General features: G+C 58.4%; 21 protein-coding genes. 6 read left to right on the top strand and 15 right to left on the bottom strand.

All coding sequences use genetic code 11. The features are described from left to right. Positions 1–7 precede the first annotated feature (7 nt). From EYC79_RS11040 to EYC79_RS11015, 6 genes are all read right to left on the bottom strand, one after another. Positions 8–1183: a PLP-dependent transferase gene (locus tag EYC79_RS11040; protein ID WP_130978009.1), complete on the bottom strand. Its 1176-nt coding sequence runs from the start codon at positions 1181–1183 to the stop codon at positions 8–10. After that, the gene (locus EYC79_RS11035; protein WP_165457014.1) at positions 1180–1872 is read right to left on the bottom strand and encodes a FadR/GntR family transcriptional regulator; all 693 of its coding nucleotides are present in this window, start codon (positions 1870–1872) and stop codon (positions 1180–1182) included. The genes EYC79_RS11040 and EYC79_RS11035 overlap by 4 nt, the downstream gene beginning before the upstream one ends. Positions 1873–2173: 301 nt before the next feature. After that, a complete protein-coding gene (xth, locus tag EYC79_RS11030) occupies positions 2174–2959 on the bottom strand; it encodes an exodeoxyribonuclease III (protein ID WP_130978007.1) in 786 nt (261 codons plus the stop codon). A 204-nt stretch (positions 2960–3163) separates the two neighbouring features. Continuing rightward, entirely contained in the window at positions 3164–3421 is a 258-nt protein-coding gene (locus tag EYC79_RS11025; protein ID WP_130978006.1) for a hypothetical protein, read from the bottom strand. Between the two features lie 110 nt (positions 3422–3531). Beyond that, the gene (locus EYC79_RS11020; protein ID WP_418122479.1) at positions 3532–5379 is read right to left on the bottom strand and encodes an ABC transporter ATP-binding protein; all 1848 of its coding nucleotides are present in this window, start codon (positions 5377–5379) and stop codon (positions 3532–3534) included. Positions 5380–5442: 63 nt separating this feature from the next. Then, complete coding sequence (locus EYC79_RS11015) at positions 5443–6639, bottom strand: aminotransferase class V-fold PLP-dependent enzyme (protein ID WP_130978005.1); 1197 nt, start codon at positions 6637–6639, stop codon at positions 5443–5445. 112 nt (positions 6640–6751) lie between these two features. On the opposite strand from EYC79_RS11015, the gene EYC79_RS11010 reads away from it, so the two are divergent. After that, positions 6752–7570, top strand: a complete 819-nt coding sequence (locus EYC79_RS11010; RefSeq protein WP_130978004.1) for an IclR family transcriptional regulator — start codon at positions 6752–6754, stop codon at positions 7568–7570. 15 nt (positions 7571–7585) lie between these two features. Here the strand turns inward: EYC79_RS11010 and EYC79_RS11005 are convergent, their stop codons facing one another. The 6 genes from EYC79_RS11005 to EYC79_RS10980 form a co-directional block, all read right to left on the bottom strand. Further along, a complete protein-coding gene (locus EYC79_RS11005; RefSeq protein ID WP_062426971.1) occupies positions 7586–8098 on the bottom strand; it encodes a RidA family protein in 513 nt (170 codons plus the stop codon). Positions 8099–8130: 32 nt separating this feature from the next. Further along, positions 8131–9333, bottom strand: coding sequence for an amidohydrolase/deacetylase family metallohydrolase (locus EYC79_RS11000; protein ID WP_112359765.1), 1203 nt, complete (start codon positions 9331–9333; stop codon positions 8131–8133). Between the two features lies 1 nt (position 9334). Further along, entirely contained in the window at positions 9335–10213 is an 879-nt protein-coding gene (locus EYC79_RS10995) for an ABC transporter permease (protein ID WP_130978003.1), read from the bottom strand. Positions 10214–10228: 15 nt separating this feature from the next. Continuing rightward, positions 10229–11170, bottom strand: a complete 942-nt coding sequence (locus tag EYC79_RS10990) for an ABC transporter permease (protein ID WP_062442384.1) — start codon at positions 11168–11170, stop codon at positions 10229–10231. A 141-nt stretch (positions 11171–11311) separates the two neighbouring features. Next, positions 11312–12841 (bottom strand): ABC transporter substrate-binding protein, encoded by a 1530-nt coding sequence (locus tag EYC79_RS10985; RefSeq protein WP_130978002.1) that lies wholly within the window; start codon positions 12839–12841, stop codon positions 11312–11314. A gap of 430 nt (positions 12842–13271) precedes the next feature. Further along, entirely contained in the window at positions 13272–13958 is a 687-nt protein-coding gene (locus EYC79_RS10980) for an AprI/Inh family metalloprotease inhibitor (RefSeq protein WP_130978001.1), read from the bottom strand. A 201-nt stretch (positions 13959–14159) separates the two neighbouring features. On the opposite strand from EYC79_RS10980, the gene EYC79_RS10975 reads away from it, so the two are divergent. Continuing rightward, complete coding sequence (locus EYC79_RS10975) at positions 14160–14777, top strand: hypothetical protein (protein ID WP_130978091.1); 618 nt, start codon at positions 14160–14162, stop codon at positions 14775–14777. Between the two features lie 7 nt (positions 14778–14784). On the opposite strand, the gene EYC79_RS10970 is transcribed toward EYC79_RS10975, so the two are convergent. Further along, positions 14785–15507: a L,D-transpeptidase gene (locus EYC79_RS10970; protein ID WP_130978000.1), complete on the bottom strand. Its 723-nt coding sequence runs from the start codon at positions 15505–15507 to the stop codon at positions 14785–14787. Between the two features lie 123 nt (positions 15508–15630). Further along, a complete protein-coding gene (recQ, locus tag EYC79_RS10965) occupies positions 15631–17490 on the bottom strand; it encodes a DNA helicase RecQ (protein ID WP_130977999.1) in 1860 nt (619 codons plus the stop codon). A gap of 214 nt (positions 17491–17704) precedes the next feature. Between recQ and EYC79_RS10960 the strand changes: the two genes are divergently transcribed. Further along, positions 17705–18778 carry a catalase family protein gene (locus EYC79_RS10960; RefSeq protein ID WP_130977998.1) on the top strand — a complete coding sequence of 358 codons (1074 nt, stop codon included), beginning with the start codon at positions 17705–17707 and terminating at the stop codon, positions 18776–18778. Positions 18779–18849: 71 nt separating this feature from the next. Further along, on the top strand, positions 18850–21126 hold the full coding sequence (locus EYC79_RS10955) for an FdhF/YdeP family oxidoreductase (RefSeq protein ID WP_130977997.1): 2277 nt from the start codon (positions 18850–18852) through the stop codon (positions 21124–21126). Positions 21127–21195: 69 nt separating this feature from the next. On the opposite strand, the gene EYC79_RS10950 is transcribed toward EYC79_RS10955, so the two are convergent. Continuing rightward, complete coding sequence (locus EYC79_RS10950) at positions 21196–22137, bottom strand: LysR family transcriptional regulator (RefSeq protein WP_130977996.1); 942 nt, start codon at positions 22135–22137, stop codon at positions 21196–21198. A 137-nt stretch (positions 22138–22274) separates the two neighbouring features. Here EYC79_RS10950 and EYC79_RS10945 point away from each other — a divergent pair, with 137 nt between their 5' ends. After that, positions 22275–23795, top strand: a complete 1521-nt coding sequence (locus EYC79_RS10945; protein ID WP_130977995.1) for an MFS transporter — start codon at positions 22275–22277, stop codon at positions 23793–23795. 198 nt (positions 23796–23993) lie between these two features. After that, a complete protein-coding gene (locus tag EYC79_RS10940) occupies positions 23994–24227 on the top strand; it encodes an acylphosphatase (RefSeq protein ID WP_062426968.1) in 234 nt (77 codons plus the stop codon). Positions 24228–24290: the final 63 nt, after the last annotated feature.

The following is a 24290-nucleotide window of genomic DNA, read 5'->3' as shown; positions in this document are numbered from 1 at the left end:
CGATGCGTCAGGCTGCGGCAGATGCCGCTCTGATGGCTGGTTCAAGATCATTCCAGAGAGCTTCAGTACCCTCCAGGCCCACATGCAGGCGCACGGAGCGCGCGCTGATACCGAAAGTATGTGCTGAATTCGGCTGCGCCTTCTGCTCAAGCACCACCTCCCCTGGGACGATCAGGCTTTCATGTCCTCCCCAGGAAACACCCAGTTTGAAAAGCTGAAGCTGGTCGGCGAAGGCCCGTACATCCACACCTTCTCGGAAGATGAAGGAGAAAAGACCGGACGTGCCGTTCAGCCCAGGCGGAAGACGGTTTGCAAGTCCCGGATGACAAACAGCCTCTACGACGTCGAGCGCCTGCAAACGCGATGCGATCGCAAGCGCCGATTCCTGATGCGCCTTCATGCGGATGGGGAGCGTGCGCAGCCCTCGGATCAACAGCCATGCGTCGAAGGGCGACATCTTGCCGCCAAGATAGGGGTAAGCTTCCGCACGGATACGGTCGATCATCGCCTTGGAACCGGCAACGACGCCCGAAACAACGTCGCTGTGACCACCGAGATATTTCGAAGCCGAATGCACCACCATATCGACGCCAAGCGCCAGAGGCGTCTGGAAAATCGGGCTGGCCCAGGAATTGTCGATGACAGAGAGCGCGCCGTGTCGCTTGGCAATCGCTGCCAAAGCACCGACATCATGCGCCTCCATCACCCAGCTTGTCGGGCTCTCCATGTAAAACAGCTTGGCGCCGGGCATCGCCTTCTCGACTGCGGCCTCATCGCGACCGTCGACATAGGTCACGTCAATCTTCATCCGCTTCATCAGGGTACCAAACAGACGGAAGGCATCCGGGTAGACGTGGCGGACCGCGACGATACGATCGCCGGGAGAAACGAAGGACAGTACGGTGGACGAAATCGCTGCCATGCCACTGGCAAAACCGAGTGCGTCTTCAGCACCTTCCAGCTTAGCCAGCATCTCTTCGAACATTCGAACCGTGGGGTTCAGCCCGCGTGTGTAAACAGGACGGCTCTTTTCGCCACGATAGGTCGCGACCATTTCGTCATAGCTTGAGAAGGTGAAGAGCGATGTCTGCACCAGCGGTGGGACCACGGCTTCGAAAGCGTGGGTTTCGTCATGCGCGACAACGAGCGATGCTGCATCAAAAAAATCAGAGCCTTGGCTCATTTGGACATGTCCTTAATATCTTCCTCGACGATCGCGAGGATTTTCAATGTTTCCTGCCGCGCCGCCGACGTGTCGCCAGCCACAATCGCGTCGAACAGGGTGCGGTGAAATGGAAAGGAGCGAGAGGCGAAATCGGGCCTGTCGAACGGCTTGGACCAGAAGCGCTCGAAGCCTTCGCGCATCTGCTCGAGCAATTGCTTGAACAGCGAATTGTGAGTGGCGTCGTAGATCGAAAGGTGAAAGGCAAGGTCCGCCTTGCCGGACGTACCCTCAGCCAGATGAACGCGCTCCATCTCTTCCAGCCGAAGACGCATCGTTTCGATATCGTCCTCGGTGCGGCGGCGAGCCGCCGCCATCGACGCCTCAACCTCGATCCCACGCCGCACTTCCAGCGTCATCAAAAGCGCGTCTCGCAAGCTCTGCGCCTCAATGGAAATCGGCATATGCACAGTCGCGGTGGAAATCGGCTTCAAAAGATAATTGCCGCTGCCCTTGCGAGAATCGATAATTCCAAGAGCTTGAAACTTTCGGATCACCTCACGAATGGTGGAACGCCCGACGCCAAGCGCTGACATCAACTCCCGCTCTGCAGGCAGCCGGCTCCCCGGCTTCAGATCAGCCCGTTCAACAAACTCGACAAGCGCGCCTTCGACCTGCCGCACCCGGTCTATGATCGGCAGCGGCGTCATCGCGTGTTTTTCGAGCGTCTGATCCATTTGCCCCCGCAACGTCAGCACCGTGAAATTGGTCTGACATCTTACCGATTAACATAATCTTCATTTTTAGAACGCGTCAAGCTGGGTTTCCAAGTTTTTGAGCGGCTCCGAAAATTGCACAGCGCCCGGCCTGAACAGTGAAACGGCGATGCCGATCAGATCATCGGCAAAGCTTCGCCCATTCCATCGTGGCTTAGGACTGTGCACGATACGCGAAAGAGGAGACGTTCCGTAGGTCCGCAGGTGTGGGGCCTAATCCAGTCAACGAGGACGCTTACTTACCAGGCTGATCTTTAAGCTCTATCCAGACCGGTGCATGGTCACTGCTGTGATCCCACGCTCGAACATGCCTGTCGACATCAGCTGCGATAAGGTCGCAGGCAGCTTCCGGACTGAGCAGGAAGTGGTCGATCCTGAGCCCGGCATTTCGGCCAAAAGCGTTTCTGAAATAGTCCCAGAATGTGTAGATCTGCTCGTCGGGATGAAGATGCCTCAAAGCATCCGTCCACCCCTGCTCAACAAGCGTTTTGAAAGCGTTCCGCGCTTCGACGCGAAAGAGTGCGTCGTCTTTCCACCGCTCCGGTTTGTAAACGTCGAGCTCTGTCGGCATGACATTGTAATCGCCGATAAGGATCGATAATATGTTCAGTTCGAGAAGCTCGGCTGCGTAGGCGCGCAACCGTTTAAGCCATCTGAGTTTGTAGTTGAATTTCGGTCCGGGATAGGGGTTGCCGTTCGGGGCATAAAGACAGCCGATCAGTATTCCATCGACAATTGCTTCGATGTAGCGGCTTTGGTCGTCTTTGCTGTCGCCTGGCAGTGCACGTCTGGTGAGATGAGGTTGCTGACCCTTAGCCAGGATCGCCACACCATTCCAGGATTTCTGCCCAAGCCAGACAGCGCCGTAGCCAGCCGTTTCTATTGCTTTGATAGGAAACTTGTTCTGTGGCGCTTTCAGCTCTTGAAGACACACAATGTCAGGCGACGCTTCATCGAGCCACCGGATAAGGTTCGGCAGCCGCCCGTTCACACCGTTGACATTGTAGGTCGCAATTTTCAAGCGTTGACCCCGTGGGTGACGCGCGAATACGGAACGGCGCATCCGATCTAAACTGTTGGCAGGCTGATCCCGTGTCGCTGTGGACTTGAACGAGCCGACGGCGAAAGACCGAAGCGTAGGAAGCTCGGTCTTGTCATCTCAAATTTAGCGATCAGCGGCCGAACTGAGCGCGCGGTGTGGGGCTATTTCTGAACGTCCGGCGTCTCAAGCGCGATCGGTATCACCGTTCTGGAACGTGCGGCGACCGTCACCTTTTGGCGGATCGAAGTCTTCCACCGAAGACGGTACCGGTTCAACCGGATCATGCGCGACACCGTCCGCAGCGGGCCAGTCATTGGACGGCTCGTGTACCTGCTCTTTATCGACCGTTCCGGTCGATGTCGGCGGAGAGACACCCCCGCCATGATCTGCCGACCATGTTTGCGGTGTCGCCTTTTTGTCGTCATTGGATGTGTTGGTCATGGCTTATCTCCCAAGTTGCTAAAGCTAACACAGTGGGACGGTTGTTGTTCCAGAGCAGGAAAAATGCGCTGCCCGTCCCTTTCCGCTGCTGGATGCCACCACGACAGACATCAATTCTCGGCCACGAGGTGGCCTTTAGACACTTCACGAAAACGAGCAGGCATCACCTTGTACTCGACCGGGCGTATGGGACTTTTCAGTTCCTCGACAACAGCTGCGCTTTTTACGCGTCTGCGTTCCGGGTCTGGCACCGGCACGGCAGCCATCAGCCGCTTGGTGTAAGGATGCTGCGGGTTCCCGAAGACGGCAGCGCGAGGGCCGATCTCGACAATCTCGCCCAGATACATGACGGCGACGCGGTGGCTGACACGTTCCACCACGGCCATGTCGTGCGAGATGAACAGGAAGGCGAGGCCAAGGCTTTGCTGAAGGTCGAGCATCAGATTGATCACTTGCGCCTTGATCGACACATCCAGTGCCGAGACGCTTTCGTCGGCAACGATGACCTTTGGCTGTAGCGCCAGTGCACGCGCGATACAGACACGCTGTCTTTGCCCACCAGAAAACTCGTGCGGGTATCGACCCGCCATATCGGGTGTTAGGCCCACTTTCGTCAGCATGTCGGCCACGACATCTTTCGCCTCTTTGGCACTTCCCATTCTGTGCTCGAGAAACGGCTCGGCGATGGCCGCGCCAACGGTCATGCGCGGATTGAGAGAGGCAAATGGATCCTGGAAGATCATCTGCACGGATTTGCGCATCTCGCGCATATCCTGCTTGTTCAGCGCCAGCACATCGCGGCCCTCAACGATAACGGAGCCGCTATCGGGTTCGATGAGCCGCATGATGGCGCGGCCTGTCGTCGACTTGCCGCATCCGGACTCGCCGACAAGGGAGAGCGTCTCCCCCGCTTGGAGATCGAAAGACACGTCTTCCACGGCATGCACGCGGCCGGTAAGCGTGCCAAAGAGGCCGGAGTGAATATCGAAGCGCTTGGTGAGATTGCGAACTTCCAGAACCGGCCGGCCTTCGACGACCGTATTCTTCACTTCAACAGGCACATCGGACTGACCTGTCGTGACATCCACCACCGGAAAGCGCAAAGGTCTCTGGTGGTTTTGCATCGAGCCAAGCACTGGGACAGCGGACAAGAGCGCGCGGGTATAGGGATGTTGACCACGATGGAAGATGTCGGCGGTCGGGCCCGTTTCCACCTGCTCGCCCCGATACATGACGACAGTCCGGTCGGCGATCTCGGCGACGACCCCCATGTCGTGGGTGATGAAGAGGACGGACGTTCCTTCCTCCTCCTGCAGCATTTTGATCAGGTCGAGGATCTGTCCCTGAATGGTCACGTCGAGCGCCGTGGTCGGCTCATCGGCGATCAGCAACGAAGGCTTGGTTGCAAGCGCCATGGCAATCATCACGCGTTGACGCATGCCGCCGGAAAATCGGTGCGGATACTCATCGAAACGAGAGGCGGCGGAAGGAATGCGCACCTTCTCCAGAATGCGGATGGTCTCGGCACGCGCATCCGCCTTGCTCATCGGTAGATGAGAAAGCAAGGCCTCGGAGATCTGATCGCCGATGGTAAGCAAGGGGTTCAGGCTCGTCATCGGCTCCTGAAAAATCATCGCGACATCATTGCCGCGCACCTTGCGCATCTCGTGCTCCGGTAGCGCAAGAAGATCACGCCCTCCCAGCATGACCTTGCCTTCGATCTTGCTCATGTCAGGTTGGAGCAAGCGCATGATGGAGAGCGAGGTGACCGATTTGCCGGAGCCACTTTCGCCGACGATCGCGACCGTCTCGCCAGGCATGACCGTAAAGGAGATATCGCGAACCACCGGCTTCCAGGCACCGTCGACAAGGAAGGATGTTCTGAGATTTTCAACGGCAAAAACCGGGCCGGTGGCCGGTGCAGTCGCGGTCTTGTTCAGGGCGTTGGACATCATCATCGTCGATCCTCGTCAATTCGTTGGAGTGGCAGGCTATGCGGCCGCTCCGGGCCGCACGCTTGCTCAGTCGGGCCAGCGCAACGCACCATCGAAACGATGGCGGCTCAGATCTTCGAACGGCGTGGCGATGACCTCGTTCGAGGCACGCGCCTTATCCAGTTCTTCCGCCAGCCGCGCCGCGACGATGCGCTCCTGACCGGGGTGAAGATTGCAGGGATCGAGGTAGAAGTAGTGGTGCTCTACCTCATGGTCGCGCACGATGATCGGTGTCGGGCCGCTGCGAAGGCGTGCGGCAAGATCCCAGGCCGTGATGTGAGCCTCCTGGGGAGAGACAATCACCCGCATACGATCCAATGGATTGTTCGTCGGGTCTGGTTCGATCAAAGCGGTGATGCCGGGGCGATCGGAAAGCGTCTCCTTCCACAGGTTCAGATAGCCGGTCTCGCGCTCGCGTATGCCCACATGGTCACGCTTTTCCCAAGCTTCCAAGGCCGCCATCACGCCGAAGATGCTTTCCTTGCCCACCTTCATGCCGCGACCAATTCCCATGTTCTGGAGAAAGGCATTGCGCACGAGCTCCTTCTTGCCGGCCACGATGCCGGAGGTAGGGCCGCCCAGAAACTTGTGGCCGGAATAAAGCGCGATATCGGCACCCTGCTCCAGGAAGAGTCGCAGGTCATATTCGGATGCAGCATCGACGATAACCGGCACGCCCTTGGCATGCGCGATCTCGACAAATTCCTTGAGATTGAGGAGACCATAATCGACCACGTGGTGGGAAACGACATAGACAGCCGCTGCAGTCCTGTCGGTAATCGCGTTTTCCATGTGATAGCGATGGGTGGAGGTTGCCTGGCCAATCATCACCACCTTGCCGCCCGCAAGCCGGATCGACTGATCGACGGGCGCGCCATAGCTGACCATATGCCCCATTTGCACCAGAACTTCGTTCTTTGGCGTGGACGTTTCCGGCAGTCTCTCGATTGCCAGAAGATCTGGCCCTGTGATGGTGCCGGCAACCGCGAGGCTAATACCAGCGGAGCAGGAGGCCGTAACAAAGCCGGCTTCACCGCCCGTCAGACGAGCAATGACTGCACTTGCCTTGCGCTGCAGATCATTGATCTCCACGAACTGCGGCAGGATCGCCGCCATAGCCTCGATCGCTTCGGGAACCACGATGGACGCGCCAAGGCTCGTCATCGTGCCGGAAACGTTGATGACTGGCCGAAGGCCCATCTTCGTGCGGATATCGTCTGACATTCTCATCTCTCCAGTTTGCCAGCCTGTCTGGCGCATGATTTCTGTTGCCCCGCGTCAGGCTATGCCATAATAACGCAATAGGTTCTTTGATGTGCGGGAGCGTGAATTGGATATGAAGTCTTCATCTGGTAATGCCCTTGAGCTTTCGTCTTCCGAGGAAGGAAGCAAGGCGCGGCGCTCGCGCGTCAGCGGCATCGACCGAGCCATTCAGATCATTGACCATCTGTACGAAACGGGTGCGCCGGCCGGTGCCTACGCCATTGCCAAGGCGGTGAAGGCACCGCTTTCGACGATTTATGCGATCATTGACGACCTTGTGGAAAAGAACATGCTGGCCCGTAACGACGATGGCAGCATCTGGCTTGGTGCGCGCCTCTATCATTACGGCCTCGCCTATGCTCGCTCGCTGGATTTCATGAGCGTCGCCATGCATGAAATGCACGATCTTTGCCGCGCGGCCGGTGAAACGGTGCAGGTTTGCGGACGCGACGACGAGCATATGCTGGTCCTCGCCATGGCTGATGGCCCCAGCCATTTTCAGGTTGCCTCGCGGGTTGGTACCCGCGTACCCCTGAACTGGACCGCGTCTGGACGCCTTCTTGTGGGCCATATGCCGGAGGAGCAGCGCATCGATTTGTTCAAGCGCGGAGCCCGCATCTCGCCGACGGGCCGCGCAACCATTGACGCCAAGAACCTGTCGGACGCCGCGCGCAAGGCTTTCGAAGAACGTCTGTCGATCCAGGCGGGGGAATCCGACTACTCGGTAGCCTGCATCGCCTCGCCCATTGTCGACAACCGCGGAGACTGCGTTGCGACGATTTCCATCGTCCTTCCCGAGCAGAAAGTCATGGCTGACAAGACCGGCTACGCAGACCGCGTGAAAGCGTCGGCCGCAAGGATCGAACAGCTGATGGGATGGCGCAACCACTAATCGTCTCCTTGCCGGTTAATCCTGCAATGCAATGATCGCTTCGATTTCGACGGTGATGTTTCCCGGAAGCGAGCCGAAGCCGACAGCGGAGCGGGCATGACGACCAGCCTCGCCGAAGACGGCGTTGAACAGGTCCGAGCAGCCGTTGATAACCTGCGGGTGGTCCTTGAAGTCCGGTGAGGCATTGACCATGCCCAGCAGCTTCACGACCCGCTTGACCCGGGATAGATCGCCGAGCGCCTCATTCATCACCGCCAGAAGATTGACGCCAGTCAGCCGCGCATCCTCATAGGCCTGCTCGACCGAAACATCCACGCCCACCTTGCCGGTGTGCATGAAACCATTCGCCTCGCGCGGCCCCTGCCCCGAAAGATACAACATGTTGCCTTCGACGACGTGGGTGACGAAATTGGCGATGGGCGGTGGCGCCGGTGGGAGATCTATACCGAGTGCGGCAAGCCGATCGCGCGGCGTCTCTGCTTTCGCTTCGATCTTGATCGGGGACTGTGTCACGCAAACTCCTGTCATCTTTTCATTCATTCCAGCGGCGACCCGCCATCTTATCGGTACGAGTAGCCGTGGCTGTGGCGCACAAGCTTGCGAGCGCGTGGTATGTAACGGCTCGCGGTAATGGCTTCCCCGCCGATGACGGCATAGCGCGGCTCAAAGAGCTGCTTCAGCACCGAGACGTCGCCATTGGAGTCGGTTGCCTCCAGATCGGAATCGACCAGATCGAAAATGGTGAAATCGGCGCGCGCTCCGACGGACAGCCGGTTTAGCATGTCGAGCTTGATGACCTCTGCCGGCGCATGCGTCACAGCATTCACCACCTTGTCGAAAGGCATTCCGACCGACAGAAGCTTCGACATGGTCGTTGCGAGATCCCAAACCGGGAAGTTCATCGAATGGCCGTGCAGGTCGGTCGAGATGGAATGGGGCAGAAGTCCACGCGCAATCGCAGCCTCTGCCACCTTGAAGGAGAAGGACGCGCCGCCATGGCCGATATCGAGCCGGACCCCTTCGGATGCGCAGCGTTCGGCGAGGTTGAACAAGTCCTCGTCTTCCATGATTGACGAACCGGATTTGCCATTAAAGCAATGGGTCACAACGTCGCCGGGGCCCAAGATTTCCAGCACCTCATCATAAAGTGCCGGTGGCTCGCCGACATGAACCATCATCGGAACTTTGAGGATCTTGGCGATCTTCTTGCCGAGCTTGACCGGTGTTACGCCCCAGGATCCGGTGATGACATGGCTGGCGCGAACTTTGATGCCGACAATATGCTCGCTGTTTTCCGCGTAGCATTCGAGGATGCGGTCGAGATCGATATCCCTGATGTCGCGAAGTTCCGCAACGCGGTTACAGGCAACAAGACCGATCGAACCGAGATTGAGGAATGCCTTGATCCGCTCTCTGGACGGCTCGATGATATATTCGCGGAAGCCATGAAAGTTCGCTTCACCCGCAGATCCTGCATCGACAAGCGTCGTGACACCGCGCTCGGCACCGCATTCGGACGGACGGATCGAGATGTCTGTGCCGCCGTGCCAGATATGGACGTGCAGATCCACCCAGCCCGGCGAGATCCAGGCACCTTTACCATCGATCACCGTTGCCTCATCGGACGCAAGCGCTTGTCCGATGGCGGCAATGTTGCCGTCGCTGTTCACCAGAATGTCGGTGACGGCATCTTTTCCGCTTCCGCCGAAAGCCATGGGCTTGACGTTCTTGATGAGCAGCGGCTTTGCCTGTTGGCCGGTCATATTACAAATCCCTTCGCAGTCTTGGATCGAGCATGTCCCGCAACCCGTCGCCGACCATTTGCAGCGAGAGAACGGAAAGAATGATGGCGAAGCCGGGGAAATAGGTCATCCAGTCGGCTTGCCCGATATATTGGCGACCAGCGGCAATCATCGTGCCCCAGGTCGGAATTTCCGGGCTGACACCTAGCCCGAGAAAAGAGAGGCCTGCTTCCGCCAGCATGGCGCTGGCAAACAGGAAGGAGGCCTGCACCAGGATCGGCGACAACAGATTGCGCAGCACATGCCGCGTCATGATGTGGAAGGTCGATATCCCAAGCGCCTGGGCCGCCTCGACATAGGGAAGCTCCCTGATGACAAGGGTCGAGGCGCGCACGATGCGGGCAAGGCGCGGCGAATAGACGATGGAAAGCGCGACGATCACGGTGGTGAGCGATGGTCCAAGGGCTGCAACGAGCGCAATGGCGAGAAGAATATCCGGGAACGCCATCATCGCATCGATCAGGCGTGCAATCGGTGTGTCCAACCGCTTGAAGAAACCGGCCAGCAGACCAAGCGTCACACCGATGATCGCGGACAAAGAAACAACGGACGCGCCCACAAGCAGCGACAATCGGCCTGCATAAATGGTGCGCGAGAAGACGTCGCGGCCAAACTCATCCGTGCCGAACCAGAAGGTTTCGCTGGGCGGCTTGAGGCGATTGACGATGGACAGCTTAGATGGCGAGTAAGGTGCAATCCAGGGCGCGAGCGCGGCCAGAAGTACGAAGATGACAAGCACGATCAGGCCGAAGGCCACCGTCTTTCGTTTCAGAAACCGTTTGAAAAACTTCATGCCTTCGCTGCTAGAAGGGGCCGGTGTAGTTGTAGCAATATCCGTCATCGGTTCCCGCCCCCTTTAATAGCGCACGCGCGGATCGATCAGCAGGTAGAGCATGTCGATCGCGAAATTGATGAGGACGTAGAGCGCTGCAATGACGAGAAGCGCACCTTGAATGACCGGATAGTCTCGTCGCAGAACCGCGGAAACCACGAGACTGCCAACGCCTGGAAGCCCGAAGACCGTCTCGGTGACGACAGCGCCTGAAATGAGTACCGCAGCCGTCAACCCGAGAACGGTGAGGATGGGGATGAGCGCGTTCTTCAACGCATGTTTCATCACCACCCGCCGTTCGACCACACCCTTCGCCCGAGCGGTGCGAATATAATCATCACCGAGCACATCAAGCATTGATGCGCGGGTGAAGCGGAGGATCAATGCCGACGACACCAATCCAAGTGCGAAAGCCGGAAGAGTGAGGTGATACATGCGATCGAGGAAGCTTGAACCAGGCCCCCCATAGCCCGACACCGGGAAAAGATTGAGCCGCACCGCAAAGAACTGCATGAGGATAAGGCCAAGCCAGAAGCTCGGAATGCTGGCCGCAAGCATCGCAACGGTCGTTGCAGCCTGGTCCACGAAAGATCCGCGGCGATAGGCGGCGTAAATGCCAATGGGCAAGGCGATGACACTGGCAATCAGCAACGAAAACAGTGTGAGAAAGAAGGTCGGTTCAGCGCGATCAAGCAGCGCCGTCGTGACGGGCATATTCAGGAAGATCGACTGCCCAAGATCGCCTTTCAGCATCTGGCCGATGTAGTAGAAATATTGCACGGCCAGCGACTGATCGAGCCCCAAACGCGTTCTCAGATCAGCAATGTCTTGTGCTGACGCATCCGGGCCGAGCATGACGGCTGCCGGGTCACCCGGGGTAACGCGCACGATGATGAAGACGATCGTGACGACGAGAAACATCACGACGATCATGCCTGCGAGGCGCTGGAGAATATATCGTATCATGGGCTTGGCGTTCCCTTGCCGCAGGGTAAAGGAGTCTGCTTGGGTATGCGTTGCTGGACTGAGTATCAGGGTCGCGCCAACTCTCTCTGCGTCCCGTTGGACATGAGATGAACAATGGCGCGACGACGCTCGCTCGATGGACTACTTCTTGATGGAAGCGTTCCAGAAGTATGGCCAAGGTGCTGCCTGGATACCCTCGATCTTCTTCGACTTGGCAGCGACCGCATTGAAGTCACCGATCTTCATGTAGGGGATCTCCTCATACATGGCCTTTTGAACATCAGCCCAGAGAGCGATACGCTTTTCAGGATCGGATTCGGCCGAGAACGCTTCAACTGTCTGCTTGCGCAGCGGCGTATCCCACCATCCTGGCGATGTCGGCGCGAGAGAGCCGATCAGAGCTGGCTCTGGCAGGAATGGGCTATGGGTAATGTAGATGTCCCATAGCGCCTTGTCTGCGCGGCGTTGGGTCAGCGTTGCCCAGTCCACCACCTGCATGTCCACCTTGAAGCCTGCAAGCTTCAGATACTCGGCAGCGACCTGCGCCATCTTGTAATGGAACTCGTATTGACGGCTTGTGAGGATGCGGATGGGCTTTTCGCCGTCATAGCCTGCGGCCTTGGCGGCTTTTGCAGCGCCTTCCGGATCGGCAATATTGTAATTGCCCTCGACACCTGCATTTGTGTTCCAGATAAAGTTCTTCGGATAGATATCACCGTCAAGCGCATAAAAATCCGTGCTGCCAAAGGCGGCTGCCAGCATGTCTTCCATGCTGAGCGCCTGGCGGATTGCCTTGCGCATCGCGACATCCTTGGCAAGCCCCTGCGCCGTATTGAAGACGAAGACGGGATAGCCGAACGGCGTCAGCACTACCGGCTCTGTCGCCGAAGAAGACTTGATCTTGTCGAAGGATTCGACCGGGATCGAGTCGATGTAATCATATTGACCGGAAACCGCCGCCTCGACGCGGGTGTTGGCGTCAGGCACGGGTACGAAGCGGATCTCGTCGAGATATTGATGCCGCGCGCCACCATACCCATTGCCGTCGCCTTCGCGGGACTTATATCCGTCGAAGCGGACGAGCTGGATATATTGGTCGGCTTTGCGCTCCTTCAGCATATACGGGCCGGTACCGATAAACTCCTTCATCGGCTCTTCCTGCTTTTCCTTAGGAAGAATGATCGCCGCGGAGTTGTTGAAGGCAAGAAGCGAAACGAGCGGCGCATAAGGCTGCTTCAGCGTGATCGTGACGGTCAACGGGTCGGTGGCTTCGATCTTGTCGATAAAGGACGCGGCCTGCTTGCCGCGCGATGCAACTTTGATCCACCGATCGAGGGAAGCAACCACATCATCCGACGCCATGTCGGAACCGTCGTGGAACTTGATGCCGGCGCGCAGCTTGATCGTGTAGGTTTTTCCGTCTGCGCTGATCTCCGGAAGACTTTCCGCCAAAAGCGGTGTCGTCTTCCACTCCTTGTCGAAGGTATAAAGTGTCTCGAAGATGTGCTGCGTGACGATGCCGACGAGATCCGCGGTTGATGCCATTGGATCGAGCGTTGGCGGCTCACCGATGGTTGCGACATTGATCACGCCACCACGATCCTGCGCAAAGAGAACCGACGGGCTGACGATGAGTGCCGTGGCGAGAAGGAATGCGAGCTTCAGTTTCATATCATACTCCCAGCTTTATTGTTCCGTTATTATGTTATATAAGCTTTTATAAGAGAATATCGGAAAGGGAGTTACTGTCAATCAAGTTCTTGATGGTGAGTTAGGACGTGCTGAAACGCAGGGCGATTTATTGTCACCTTCCACTGGAGGGGAGCGGCACGCTTGGCTGAAATTAGATGAGGCGAGATGACGGGTTATAGAGTTTGACCGGGGTCGGATTTCTCGCTGGTGCGCGAGTGCGATCTTTAATGATCGGCAACCTCGCCAAAGGACAGCGGGATTCCGCCACTGTCGAGATGGTGTCGATCAGAGATTGAAGCAGCGATGTCACATGTGGCGGGCGCTTTTAGACTTTGACCGTCGAGTTCAGCTGGCCTCGAACGCCTGATAAACTCCGGCTAGCCTGGTCGAGGCCTCACCCAAGAGACGCCTATTTATCGCGCTTCAGTTGATATCGGTCGTCATCGGTGACGAACCCGTCGATCGTTGGAATCAGCGAGTAAGCGTAGTCCTCGCCACCGATGAATACGAGCTTGATCTCATCGATCTGCCATCCGTCCATTTTCTTCTTTTTGACATTGGCAGCACAGTCGCCTCTGATCTGCAGGCCCTTGGTGTCGTCACCCCTGGTGGAAGCGGTATCCAGCAAAGACAGGTGGCAGAGCGCTTTTCCCTTCTTGTCGGTCAAAACCCATTTACCGATAGCGTCCTTCTCCGTTGCGGCACGGTCCATCTTTCCAGGCTCAGGAACGAAATAAATACGGGGCGACCGCTCGATGTCCGTTACCCATGGACCAACCTCCCGTTCGCCGAAACAGATGATCTTTTTTCTGGTCGCGTCGCGCAGGACGATCCCTGGGCCGCCGAAATCCCAGGCAGCGATCTGATCATGCCAGGGTGCGCCGCACGTCTTTCCTTCCGCCACGGCTCGGCCGCCGATCGTCTTGTCTTTCTTCAGCGTGATGTGACAGCCAAGGCTCCCATCCTCCGACACGATCAGCCAGTCACCTACCGTCGCGTCCACAATGTCCTCGCTGACCTCCTGAGCCCAACCGACACCGCTCAATGCCAGCATGATAGCAAAGCTTGTCAGCACGCTCCGAACTACTCGCATCATCCACCCTTCCCAGATACGATCTCGTCCCTATTGGGCTCCGCTTCCGGTTTTTTATCAAGACCTATTTGTGTGATGGCGGTCGGGCTGCCTCTCGCCCGCAACGACGGCTGGCCGCGATAACGTCCTGATTTGCTTCCTAAAGATGATGAATTGCATGTCCCCATGTTGACCATATCCGCCGTCGCCACCACTTCAGTGCTTATGGCGAAAAAGAAATCCAACACCGTGCCGCTTCTGACCGAGTCCTGGACGCTGCCGCCCGCGGCAACGCTCGGCTCGTCCGTCCGCGCCAAAGGCATCTTGATGGAGTTGCGCGCCAAATTGCCTTTTGCCGTCCGCAGGGATCTGGATATCGCAGGCATGGTTTTGACCCTCGCGGTTCCAGAAGACGACGAGGACGACTTCAAGGCGGCGCGCGCCAAGGTCTCGAAATTGCTGGAAACCATGGAAAGCCTGCCGGTGCTACCGCGCGAGATCGAAGATATCCTGACCATCTCCACCACGGAGCGCCGACGCTGGCTTGAAGATGGTCGCCTGCCGAGCGGCGGCATCAGGACGGTAAGACTGCGTGGCCGGGCGAAACGGATCACCTTCCACGTCTTTGAGCCGAAGGTGGTCGAGGAGCTTCTCAACAGTGGCGCCATCGACGAATGGCGAGAACATGATCTCGCCGCGAAGGCAGAGAATAGACGGCGCGCGGCGCATCAAGCCAAGCTGACACGTTCGCTCAAAAAGGCGAAGTCGGCGCGTCCGCCTGAGCGTAGTTCGGCCGAACTCTCCGGTTGGGAAGAGTTCGACCGCGATGGCCTTCTTCGATAGCGCGGAGCTACGCTGTGGCGCGGGCGCCGAGCGGGCCTTGGTGGACGACAATCCGAGCGTGGTATGGCACGCGCTGGTAAAGATCGATCACGTCCTGATTGACGAGGCGAACGCAGCCCGAAGAGGTTGCCTTGCCGATCGACTGCCACTCCGGCGAGCCATGGAGACGGTAGAGCGTGTCCTTGCCATCCTTGAAGATGTAGAGCGCGCGGGCACCAAGCGGGTTCTTGATCCCCGGATCCATGCCGCCATTCTCGACAGAGAAGCGTGCCAGTTTTGGCTGGCGAGCAACCATTTCAGCCGGAACCTTCCAGCGTGGCCAAGGCTGGCGCCAATGAACGATCCCCTCACCTTCCCAGGCAAAGCCGTCCCGTCCGAGGCCAACACCGTAACGCATCGCCGTTCCGCCAGGCTCGACCACATAGAGGAAGCGGTTTGGCGTATCGACGACCACCGTGCCGGGCTTCTCGCCTGTCGGGTCTAGCACGCGCTGACGGTAATATTTCGGATCGATCTGCTGGTAGGGAATTGCAGGGAGGCTGTGTCCGCCATCCTCCAACGCCGCGTAGCGCTGCTGCAACTCCGCCTCATCCGGCGGCACGATAGGCCGCCGAGCGGCTTGCGGCACCACTGCGGGTGTGGAGTTTGTCTGGCAGCCCGCAAGCGCTGCCGCTGCCGAAAGCGTCCCTAAGATAAAGCTGCGACGAGATACGCGCTGAAGAAGTGTCATGTGGGAAATCCATAGAAATTGCGCCTCCTTCTCGCCCATCGAAAAACGCATGGCAAGCCGGAGAAGATCACATCCATGGCATCGGACTAATATACGCTGGGGGCTGCGCCAAAAGTGTCACGGTCATCGCGAATGCGCGTTGATGACCTCAAGAAAGGCGTCGCCGAAACGCTCCAGCTTTGAAGGCCCGACGCCGGAAATATCCAGCATCTCGTCTTCGTCGGATGGCCGTTCGGTCGCAAGCGCAACCAACGTCGTGTCGGGAAAAACGACATAGGGCGGCACGCCGAGATCCTTGGATATGTCCATGCGGACAGCGCGTAACGCCTGAAAGAGCTCGAGATCGGCGCCTTCCAATCCAGACTTCGCATTTGCTGAACTTGCCGAGGACGATCGGGACGCCTTGCCCGTCGTCGGCCGATCCTTGCGGAAGCGGACCTCGCGTTCCTTTTTGAAGACGGCGCGCGATTCCGGCTCCAGCTTGAGAGCTCCATAAGCGCCATGATCGACGCTGATCAGTCCCGCGGCAAGAAGCTGGCGATAGACCGATTGCCAGGTCTTGGCCGGCAGGTCCTTGCCAGCTCCGAAAACCGGCATATCGACGTGGCCGAAGCGGGTGGTCTTGTCAGTCTCGTTGCCGAGCAGAACATCGACGAGGTGTCCGGTACCGAAGCGCTCTCCCGTTCGATAGATCGCCGCCATCGCCTTGATCGCGGCATCCGTCCCATCCCAGGTTTCCACCGGTTTCAGGCAGGTATCGCAGTTGCCGCAATTTCCACCATGGGCTTCGCCGAAGTGCTTGAGGATCGCCTGCCTGCGGCAGCCGGCCGTCTCGCAAATGCCAAGCAGCGCATTGAGCTTAGCGCGCTCGACACGCTTGATCTCTGGGCTTGAATTCCCCTCATCGATCATGCGACCGCGCTGAATGACGTCAGCCATGCCGTAGGCCATCCAGACATCGGACGGCAGCCCATCGCGGCCCGCACGCCCGGTTTCCTGATAATAGGCCTCAACCGATCCGGGCAAATCCAGATGGGCGACGTAGCGCACATTCGGCTTGTCGATCCCCATGCCGAAGGCGACCGTTGCCACGAGGCAAAGTTCTTCCTCTTTCAGGAACGCGTCCTGATGGCGGTCGCGCATCTCCCGCTCCATGCCGGCATGATAGCCAAGTGCCCTGATGCCCTGCGTGTTCAGCCACTCCGCCGTCTCGTCCACCTTGGCGCGGGAAAGGCAATAGACGATGCCGCTCGATCCTTTGTGGTGCGACAGGAAGCGCAGCAATTGCTGCTTCGGCTGATCCCGCTCGACGATTTCATAGCCGATATTGGGCCGGTCGAAGGAGGTGGTGAAAACACCAGCGGACTGAAGTTGCAGCCGTTCAATGATGTCATCACGGGTATGAGGATCGGCAGTCGCCGTCAGCGCCATGCGCGGAACGCCGGGATACTCTTCTGCCAGCCGGCCAAGTTCGCGATATTCAGGCCTGAAATCATGGCCCCACTGCGAAACACAATGCGCTTCGTCAATCGCAAACAGCGCGATTTTCGTGCGCCCCACGAGATCCTTGAAGCCTGGCGTGACGATGCGCTCAGGTGTCACATAGAGTAGATCGAGCTCACCGCTATGGACCGCGCTGCGCACATCCATGAACTCTTCGCGCGACAGCGAAGAGTTGAGCGCCGCTGCGCGAACACCGAGTTGCTTCAGCGCTTCGACCTGATCGCGCATCAGCGCGATCAACGGCGAGACCACAATTCCAAGCCCATTCCTGCAAAGCGCTGGAACCTGGAAACACAGCGATTTGCCCGCGCCGGTTGGAAAGAGCACAACGGCATCGCCACCCGCCATCACATGGTCGACAACCTCTTCCTGTCGGCCTCTAAAAGAGGCGTAGCCATAGACGCGTTTCAACAGCGAAAGCGGCGTTTCGCTTCCGCTCTCGGCAAAAAGACTTTTGGTAGGACTGTGGGACTGCGGCATGGAATCGCTCGTTAGGCTAAAGGCACTCTATGCCATAGAGCGCCGACAAGCGCGAGCTTTGTACGAAACCGGATAGCGAGTTCGCGCAATGGCGGGCAGACCAAGCGATTGTCGATGCAGCCCAGCGCACCCAGACAGCTTCCATGACGGAGTGGTTGATGAGGAACCTTAGTTCACGGGACGGCGTTTCTCGTTTTTGCTTAGGAGCGCAACTTTGACAGCCCAGCCCATCCGCTATTCCGCCGATCTGGAAACCGTGAGAGAAAAGGAGCCGGAAACCATCTCAGGCCTCATCGAACAGTTCGATACCATCCTCGAAACCACGGCCAAGAATTACGGGCACGCGGTTCGCTCCGTCCACGCGAAAGCGCATGGCATCATCGAAGCGGAGATGGTGGTAAAACCCGGTCTGCCGCCGGAGCTGGCACAGGGCCTATTTGCCATGCCCGGCACTCACAAGGCCTTCATGCGCCTCTCCACCAATGCAGGCGATATCCTTCCCGATGCCGTGTCGCTTCCTCGCGGAATGGCATTGAAGGTGCTGGATGTCCAAGGGCAGCGCTTGCCCGACGCGGAAGGTTCGACGCAGGACTTTGTCATGGTCAACGGTCCGGTCTTCCAGGCACCGAATGCGGAGAAATTTCTTTCCAGCCTCAAGCTGCTTGCCAAGACGACCGACAAGATGGAAGGCACAAAGGTGGTGATGTCGAGCGTGCTTCAGACCGTCAATAAGGGTCTTGAAGCGGTGGGTGTCTCTAGTCCCGCCATCCAGTCGCTCGGTGGCGCACCCGATGTCGATCCGCTGGGTGAAACCTACTTCAGCGTGACGCCTTTCCGTTATGGCGACTATGTTGCCAAGTTCCGGCTTAAACCCGTTTCGCCCGATCTAACGAAACGCACCGGAACAGAGATCGACGTCAGTGTGCGAGAAGACGCCATTCGCGAAACGGTCCAGGCAGAAATGCAGGAAACCCATGGTGTTTGGGAGTTTCAGGTCCAGCTCTGTCGCGATCTCGAAAAACAGCCAATCGAAGACCCCACTGTCGAGTGGAAAGAAGACGATGCACCATTCGTCACCGTCGCGACCATTACGGCACATCCGCAGGATAGCTGGAGTGATGAGAAGGTGCAGAAGGTGGACGAAGAGATGCGGTTCAGCATCTGGACAGGTCTTACCGATCACCAGCCGCTCGGCAATATCAACCGGGCGCGGAAGGACACCTACCGCCACTCAGCCGAGTTCCGGGCGAAATTCAACGGCTGTCCGTTCCATGAGCCTGCCGCATAAGCGCGCCCAATGATTGCTGAAGGCGCTCCGTTCCCGCGGGGCGCTTGCTCCTTTTTTGAATGGAAGACATCATGACCGACACCATCCCTAACCCTGAATCTGAAGGTCCCTCTGGCGGTTGGGGATCGGTAAAATCGATTGCGCGAATTCTGGGTGACGACAAACCCTCGCCCATGGTGCTCGAGGAATTGGCACGGCAAAACAAGCCCGGCGGCGTGATGTGCGTCTCCTGTGCCTGGCCAAAACCGGCCAATTATCATCCCTTCGAATTCTGCGAGAACGGCGCGAAGGCAACGATTTCCGACCTGACCAGCGCGCGATGCACGCCGGGTTTCTGGTCCGATCACACGGTCCAATCACTTCGCGGCTGGAAAGACTACGATCTCGAACAGACGGGCCGGCTGACGCACCCACTTCGTTATGACGAAGCCAGCGATCGCTATGTCGAAGTCTCGTGGGATCAGGCCTTCGACGATATCGGCCAAACCCTGAAGTCCCTTCCACGCGAGAGTGTTGTCTTCTATTCCTCCGGACATGCGGGCCTGGAGGCTTCCTATCTCTACGCGCTGCTTGCCAGAACCTACGGCAACAATAACCTGCCCCAAAGCTCGAACATGTGCCATGAGACGACCTCGGTCGGCCTACAGAAGGTAATCGGCTCGCCTGTCGGCACCGTCGTCTGGGAAGACCTTGAGAAAGCCGATGCTTTCTTCTTCTTCGGCCAGAACCCCGGTTCGAACAGTCCCCGTTTCCTTCATCCTCTGCAGGAGGCGAAAAAGCGCGGTGCCAAGATTGTCACCTTCAATCCCGTGGTCGAGCAAGGGCTCGTCTCCTTCGTCAATCCGCAAAGCCCGGTCGACATGCTGACGGGACGTGAAACGCAGATCTCGGACGAATATCTTCAGGTGAAGGCCGGAGGTGACATCGCCGCCATCCTCGGCCTCTGCAAGGTGGTCGTCGAAGCGGATGATGCGGCCGTCAGCACGGGGGCAGCGAGGGTCCTCGATATTGCATTTATCGACGAGCATACGGTTGGCCTGGAAAGTTTCATCGATCTCGTGCGCAGCACCGACTGGTCGGTCATCGAGAAAGAAAGCGGCCTGACCGAGACGGCAATCCGCGGCGCCGGCGAACTCTACATCCAGGCGGAACGCGTCATCGGTGTCTATGGCATGGGCTTGACGCAGCATTCGCAAGGGGCACTCAACGTTGCAATGGTGGTGAACCTGCTGCTGCTGCGCGGCAATATCGGTCGCGAGGGAGCCGGATGCTGTCCTGTACGCGGTCACTCCAATGTCCAGGGCCAGCGCACCGTGGGCATTGCTGAAAAGGCAAAGCTGATCCCGATGGACAAGCTGAAGGCCCTCTTCGACTTCGATCCGCCGACAGAGGATGGGGTGACCATTGTCGACGCCGTCAAGGGCATGATGTCGGGCCAGATCAAGGCGACGATCTCGCTTGGCGGCAACCTTGTACGCGCTGTTCCAGACCAGAAGGCCATGGAAGAGGCATGGGCGAGCCAGGATCTCACGGTCGTCGTGTCCACCAAGCTGAACCGAAGCCATCTCTTTCCGGGAAAGAAAGCTTACATTCTGCCCTGCCTCTCGCGACTGGAGCGAGACGAGCAGGCATCCGGTCCGCAATCGGTGACGACAGAAGACAGCTTCTCGCATATCTCGGGCTCCGTCGGTAAACGCACGCCAGCATCGAAGCATCTGAAAAGCGAACTGGCGATTGTGACGAGCATCGCCAAGGCGACTGTCGCGCCCAACCCAAAACTAAAATGGGACGAATGGACCGCCGACTACAGCCTCGTCCGAGACCTTATCGAGGCCACGTATCCAGATCAGTTCGGGGCTTACAACGAGCGTATGTTCGAACCGAGCGGCTTTTATCGCGGCAATTCGGCCCATGACCGGGTCTGGAAGACGGAGGAAAAGAAAGCGGTCTTCACCACGCCAAAGCAGCTCAATGCTCTTTCGTTCGATGATGCGGAAGGCCGCTTGCGCCTGATCACCATGCGCTCCAACGACCAGTTCAACACCACGATCTACGGCTATTCGGACCGCTTCCGCGGCATCGAAGGAACGCGCGACGTGCTGTTGATGTGCCGTGAGGACATCCGCTCAGCTGGTCTTTCGGAAGGCCAGGAGGTTAAGCTCGTCAGCGACTTCAACGACGGCGTGCGACGTGAACTCGCTGGACTGAAGGTCAGGGAACACAATCTCCCGCGGGGAACGATCGGCGCCTATTACCCGGAAGCCAACGTTCTTATTGCCATCGACCATCACGACGAACTGTCGAAAACGCCAGCTTCGAAGGCCGTACCCGTTCGCATCGAGGCTTGAGACCTCTGAAGTGCACTGGGTCTTAATAAGCCGCGAAAGCGAAGATTTCGCGTTGGCCGGGGCCGGGCTTTATGATGTCCGGCCAGCGAACTCTGGGTTTTTGCCATAGGAGAGGCAAGGCTCTGACATGAACAGGCGTTCGGCAAGAAAATCGACGAGAACGCGCACCTTCGGCGACAAATGCCGACTGGATGGCCAGAGCAGGTTGAACTGACCGGGCGCGTCGAGATGATCGAGAAGCAGGGGAACGAGATCGCCGGAACGGACCGGACCCTCCGCCAGGAAATCCGGCATGCAGCCAATCCCCAAATCGCGCATCACTGCGCCACGCAATGCTTCCATATTGTTGCAGGTCAGCACGTAGCTCAGCCTCGGTTCCGGTTCACCTTCTGGCCGACGCAGCGGCCACGGCTGTATCTTGCCGCTATTGGGGTAGCGGAAGCCGATGCTGGCATGATCGGCAAGATCACGCGGACAGCCAGGTGTGCCGTGGCGGGCAAGATAGGCAGGCGTCGCCGCCAGCAACAGGCGGAAAGGCCGGAGTGCGCGCACCATCAACCGGCTGTCCGGCAACTGGCCGCTGCGAATAGCGACATCCACCCCTTCCTCGATCAAGTCAACGATGCGGTCATTGAAATCGAGATCGAGCGTGATGTCGGGATAGCGGGCCATGAAGTCGGGGATTACCGGCAACAGCAGATGATAGGCGATGATCGGGCAGGACATACGGATGACGCCGCGCGGCGCTTCGCGTGTGCGCATAAGGCTTTCATGCGCATCGTCGAGGTCGTCGAGAATATGCCGACATCGTTCGTGAAAGGCCCGTCCCTCCTCCGTCAGCCGAAGACTGCGGGTGGTTCTCTGGAAAAGCCGTACCTGGAGTTGAGCTTCCAGCTTACTCACTGCCTTCCCCACGGCTGAGGGCGACAGGCCCAGTACCCGACCGGCTGCGGCAAAGCTGCCAAGATCGGCAGTTCGAACAAAGGCGGAGAGGCCGGTGAAACGGTCCATCAAAAACTCCCATTCAAGACTTTTATTCCTGATTGATCGGATAAGGTTGGAGGTTATCGCACATTAGAGCGCAAGTATATTGGTTGGCGACGGTTTCACCCGTGATTAATGAAGCCTGTTTTTCAGGAGGATAGTTTATGCAGCCCCATATCTCCGCGCGTCCCCACACGCATCCCTACCTCGCTTTGCTTGCCGTCTGCCTGGCAGCGGCAGCCATGCCACTGACTTTCACCGGCACGGCAGTCGCGCTTCCATCGATCGCGCAAGCGCTTGATGCCTCGCCCGTGGCGACCGCGTGGGCCACCAATGCCTTCATGCTGACCTTCGGTTCAACCCTGATGGTGGCAGGCGCACTGGCCGATAGTCTCGGCCGCCGCCGCGTCTTCTTGTTGGGTGCGGCAAGTTTCGCGCTCTTCTCGCTGGCGCTGACCGTGGTGCCGGATATCTTGCTCTTCGATCTGCTTCGCGGTGGCCAGGGTCTTGCGGCCGCGGCCGCCTATGCCGGCGGCGCCGCAGCACTTGCACAGGAATTCAATGGAGCAAGCCGCATGCGGGCCTTCAGCGTCCTCGGCACAAGCTTCGGCGTCGGTCTTTCCCTTGGTCCGGTGGTTTCGGGTGCGATGATTGAAAGCTTCGGCTGGCGCAGTATCTTCCTCGCTGTGGTGCTCCTAACCTCACTTTCCTTCCTGATCGGTTACAGGTTCCTGAAAGAGAGCCGCGACCCGGCTGCGGGAAGATTGGACTGGCGGGGTGCGCTTGGCTTCACCACCATGCTCGCCCTGTTTACCTATGGCATGCTGCTGGTTCCCGAACGCGGCTGGAGCGACGGCCTGGTCGTCGGCGCCTTGATTGGCTCTGCGGTCTGCCTCGTCCTGTTCATCCAGATCGAAAGAACGGTAGCGCGACCAATGCTTGATCTCTCGCTCTTCCGCTATCGCCGTTTCGTCGGTGTCCAACTGCTCGCCGCAGCGCCTGCCTATGGTTTTGTGGTTCTTTTGGTTCTGCTGCCGCTGCGCTTCGTCGGCATTGAGGGAATGGGAGCCATTGCGGGCGGTGGATTGATGATCGCTCTCTCCGCGCCGCTTCTGATACTGCCGATCGTGGCTGGTTGGCTAACACGCTGGCTGCGTCCCGCAACCCTATGCGGCACCGGACTGATCTTGACAGCCTGCGGCCTGGGCTGGCTTTCCACCTTGCCATCCGGCACCCCGGCGGCTCTGCTCCTATTGCCGATGTTGATGATCGGCACGGGGATCAGCCTGCCATGGGGTTTGATGGACGGTCTTGCCGTTGACGTGGTTCCCAGCGAGCGTGCGGGTATGGCGATGGGCATCTTCTCCACCGTCCGGGTTGCCGGGGAAGGAGTGGCCCTTGCCGTCATCGGCGCCATTCTCTCATTGTTGATCGCCGGACGCCTCAGTGCTGCAGGTCTCCAAGGTTCGGCACAAACGGCAGGCCAAAACCTTGCCATCGGCAATCTCGAAGGCGCGCTTGCCGCACTGCCTGGCTCCACGGTCAGCCAACTCCAGTCGTTTTACAGCCAGGCTTTCTCGTCGGTGCTGATCCTGTTGTCGGCCATCACCACCATCACCGCCATCATCGTTTTTCTGTCCCTGAACCAGGCGAAAGACGAGGCAGTCGCGGCAAAGGCGTTATAGTACCTCTACCGGACAACGCCCCACGGCCAATGACGGCGCGCAACTTCGCACTTGCGCGCCTTCTTCTATCTTGGGAGAACACCATCGACACCCCGTTAGAGGGCACCACAGGTCGAGTACATCATGGCAATATCCCATCATCAGTTCCCTGCGCCGAAAAATCCCTGGGACAACGGCCCCGCCATTCGTAAGGAACGCATGACCATTCTCGGCAGCCTGGACACGAAAAGCTTTCTGCCCTGGATCGACCGCCATGCCGCCAAGCTCGGCTTGGAGCAGCGGATCTCCCATGCCGACCAGGCACGCATCGAACTGATCCTCGCAGGGCCTATAGAGCTGATCGACGCTATGGAAATGGGCTGCTCCTTGGGACCCATTAACGTCTGGGTGGAGGATATTCAGCGCGCTGAAGCTGTAGACGATACCGTCTAAACAGCCGGTGATGGAAAAGCAGTGATAGGCATCAAAAAGAGTGTTTGCGTAAATATCAGCCAC

It is taken from the genome of Agrobacterium cavarae (assembly GCF_004310285.1).
GTDB classification, from domain to species: domain Bacteria; phylum Pseudomonadota; class Alphaproteobacteria; order Rhizobiales; family Rhizobiaceae; genus Agrobacterium; species Agrobacterium cavarae.
Note: the sequence above shows the minus strand (reverse complement) of the source record. Positions and strands in the feature narration are given on the sequence as shown.

Bases quoted from the DNA above. Each gene is read 5' to 3' on its own strand.
- EYC79_RS10955 (WP_130977997.1), top strand. From the start codon at position 18,850: ATGACCGACACCATCCCTAACCCTGAATCTGAAGGTCCCTCTGGCGGT.
- EYC79_RS11040 (WP_130978009.1), bottom strand. From the start codon at position 1,183: ATGAGCCAAGGCTCTGATTTTTTTGATGCAGCATCGCTCGTTGTCGCG.
- EYC79_RS10975 (WP_130978091.1), top strand. From the start codon at position 14,160: ATGGCGAAAAAGAAATCCAACACCGTGCCGCTTCTGACCGAGTCCTGG.
- EYC79_RS11015 (WP_130978005.1), bottom strand. From the start codon at position 6,639: ATGTCAGACGATATCCGCACGAAGATGGGCCTTCGGCCAGTCATCAAC.
- EYC79_RS11005 (WP_062426971.1), bottom strand. From the start codon at position 8,098: ATGACAGGAGTTTGCGTGACACAGTCCCCGATCAAGATCGAAGCGAAA.
- EYC79_RS10990 (WP_062442384.1), bottom strand. From the start codon at position 11,170: ATGATACGATATATTCTCCAGCGCCTCGCAGGCATGATCGTCGTGATG.
- EYC79_RS11035 (WP_165457014.1), bottom strand. From the start codon at position 1,872: ATGACGCCGCTGCCGATCATAGACCGGGTGCGGCAGGTCGAAGGCGCG.
- EYC79_RS10945 (WP_130977995.1), top strand. From the start codon at position 22,275: ATGCAGCCCCATATCTCCGCGCGTCCCCACACGCATCCCTACCTCGCT.
- EYC79_RS10980 (WP_130978001.1), bottom strand. From the start codon at position 13,958: ATGATGCGAGTAGTTCGGAGCGTGCTGACAAGCTTTGCTATCATGCTG.
- EYC79_RS10995 (WP_130978003.1), bottom strand. From the start codon at position 10,213: ATGACGGATATTGCTACAACTACACCGGCCCCTTCTAGCAGCGAAGGC.
- EYC79_RS10970 (WP_130978000.1), bottom strand. From the start codon at position 15,507: ATGACACTTCTTCAGCGCGTATCTCGTCGCAGCTTTATCTTAGGGACG.
- EYC79_RS10985 (WP_130978002.1), bottom strand. From the start codon at position 12,841: ATGAAACTGAAGCTCGCATTCCTTCTCGCCACGGCACTCATCGTCAGC.
- EYC79_RS10950 (WP_130977996.1), bottom strand. From the start codon at position 22,137: ATGGACCGTTTCACCGGCCTCTCCGCCTTTGTTCGAACTGCCGATCTT.
- EYC79_RS11025 (WP_130978006.1), bottom strand. From the start codon at position 3,421: ATGACCAACACATCCAATGACGACAAAAAGGCGACACCGCAAACATGG.
- EYC79_RS11000 (WP_112359765.1), bottom strand. From the start codon at position 9,333: ATGACCGGCCAACAGGCAAAGCCGCTGCTCATCAAGAACGTCAAGCCC.
- EYC79_RS11010 (WP_130978004.1), top strand. From the start codon at position 6,752: ATGAAGTCTTCATCTGGTAATGCCCTTGAGCTTTCGTCTTCCGAGGAA.
- EYC79_RS11020 (WP_418122479.1), bottom strand. From the start codon at position 5,379: ATGATGATGTCCAACGCCCTGAACAAGACCGCGACTGCACCGGCCACC.
- EYC79_RS10940 (WP_062426968.1), top strand. From the start codon at position 23,994: ATGACCATTCTCGGCAGCCTGGACACGAAAAGCTTTCTGCCCTGGATC.
- recQ (WP_130977999.1), bottom strand. From the start codon at position 17,490: ATGCCGCAGTCCCACAGTCCTACCAAAAGTCTTTTTGCCGAGAGCGGA.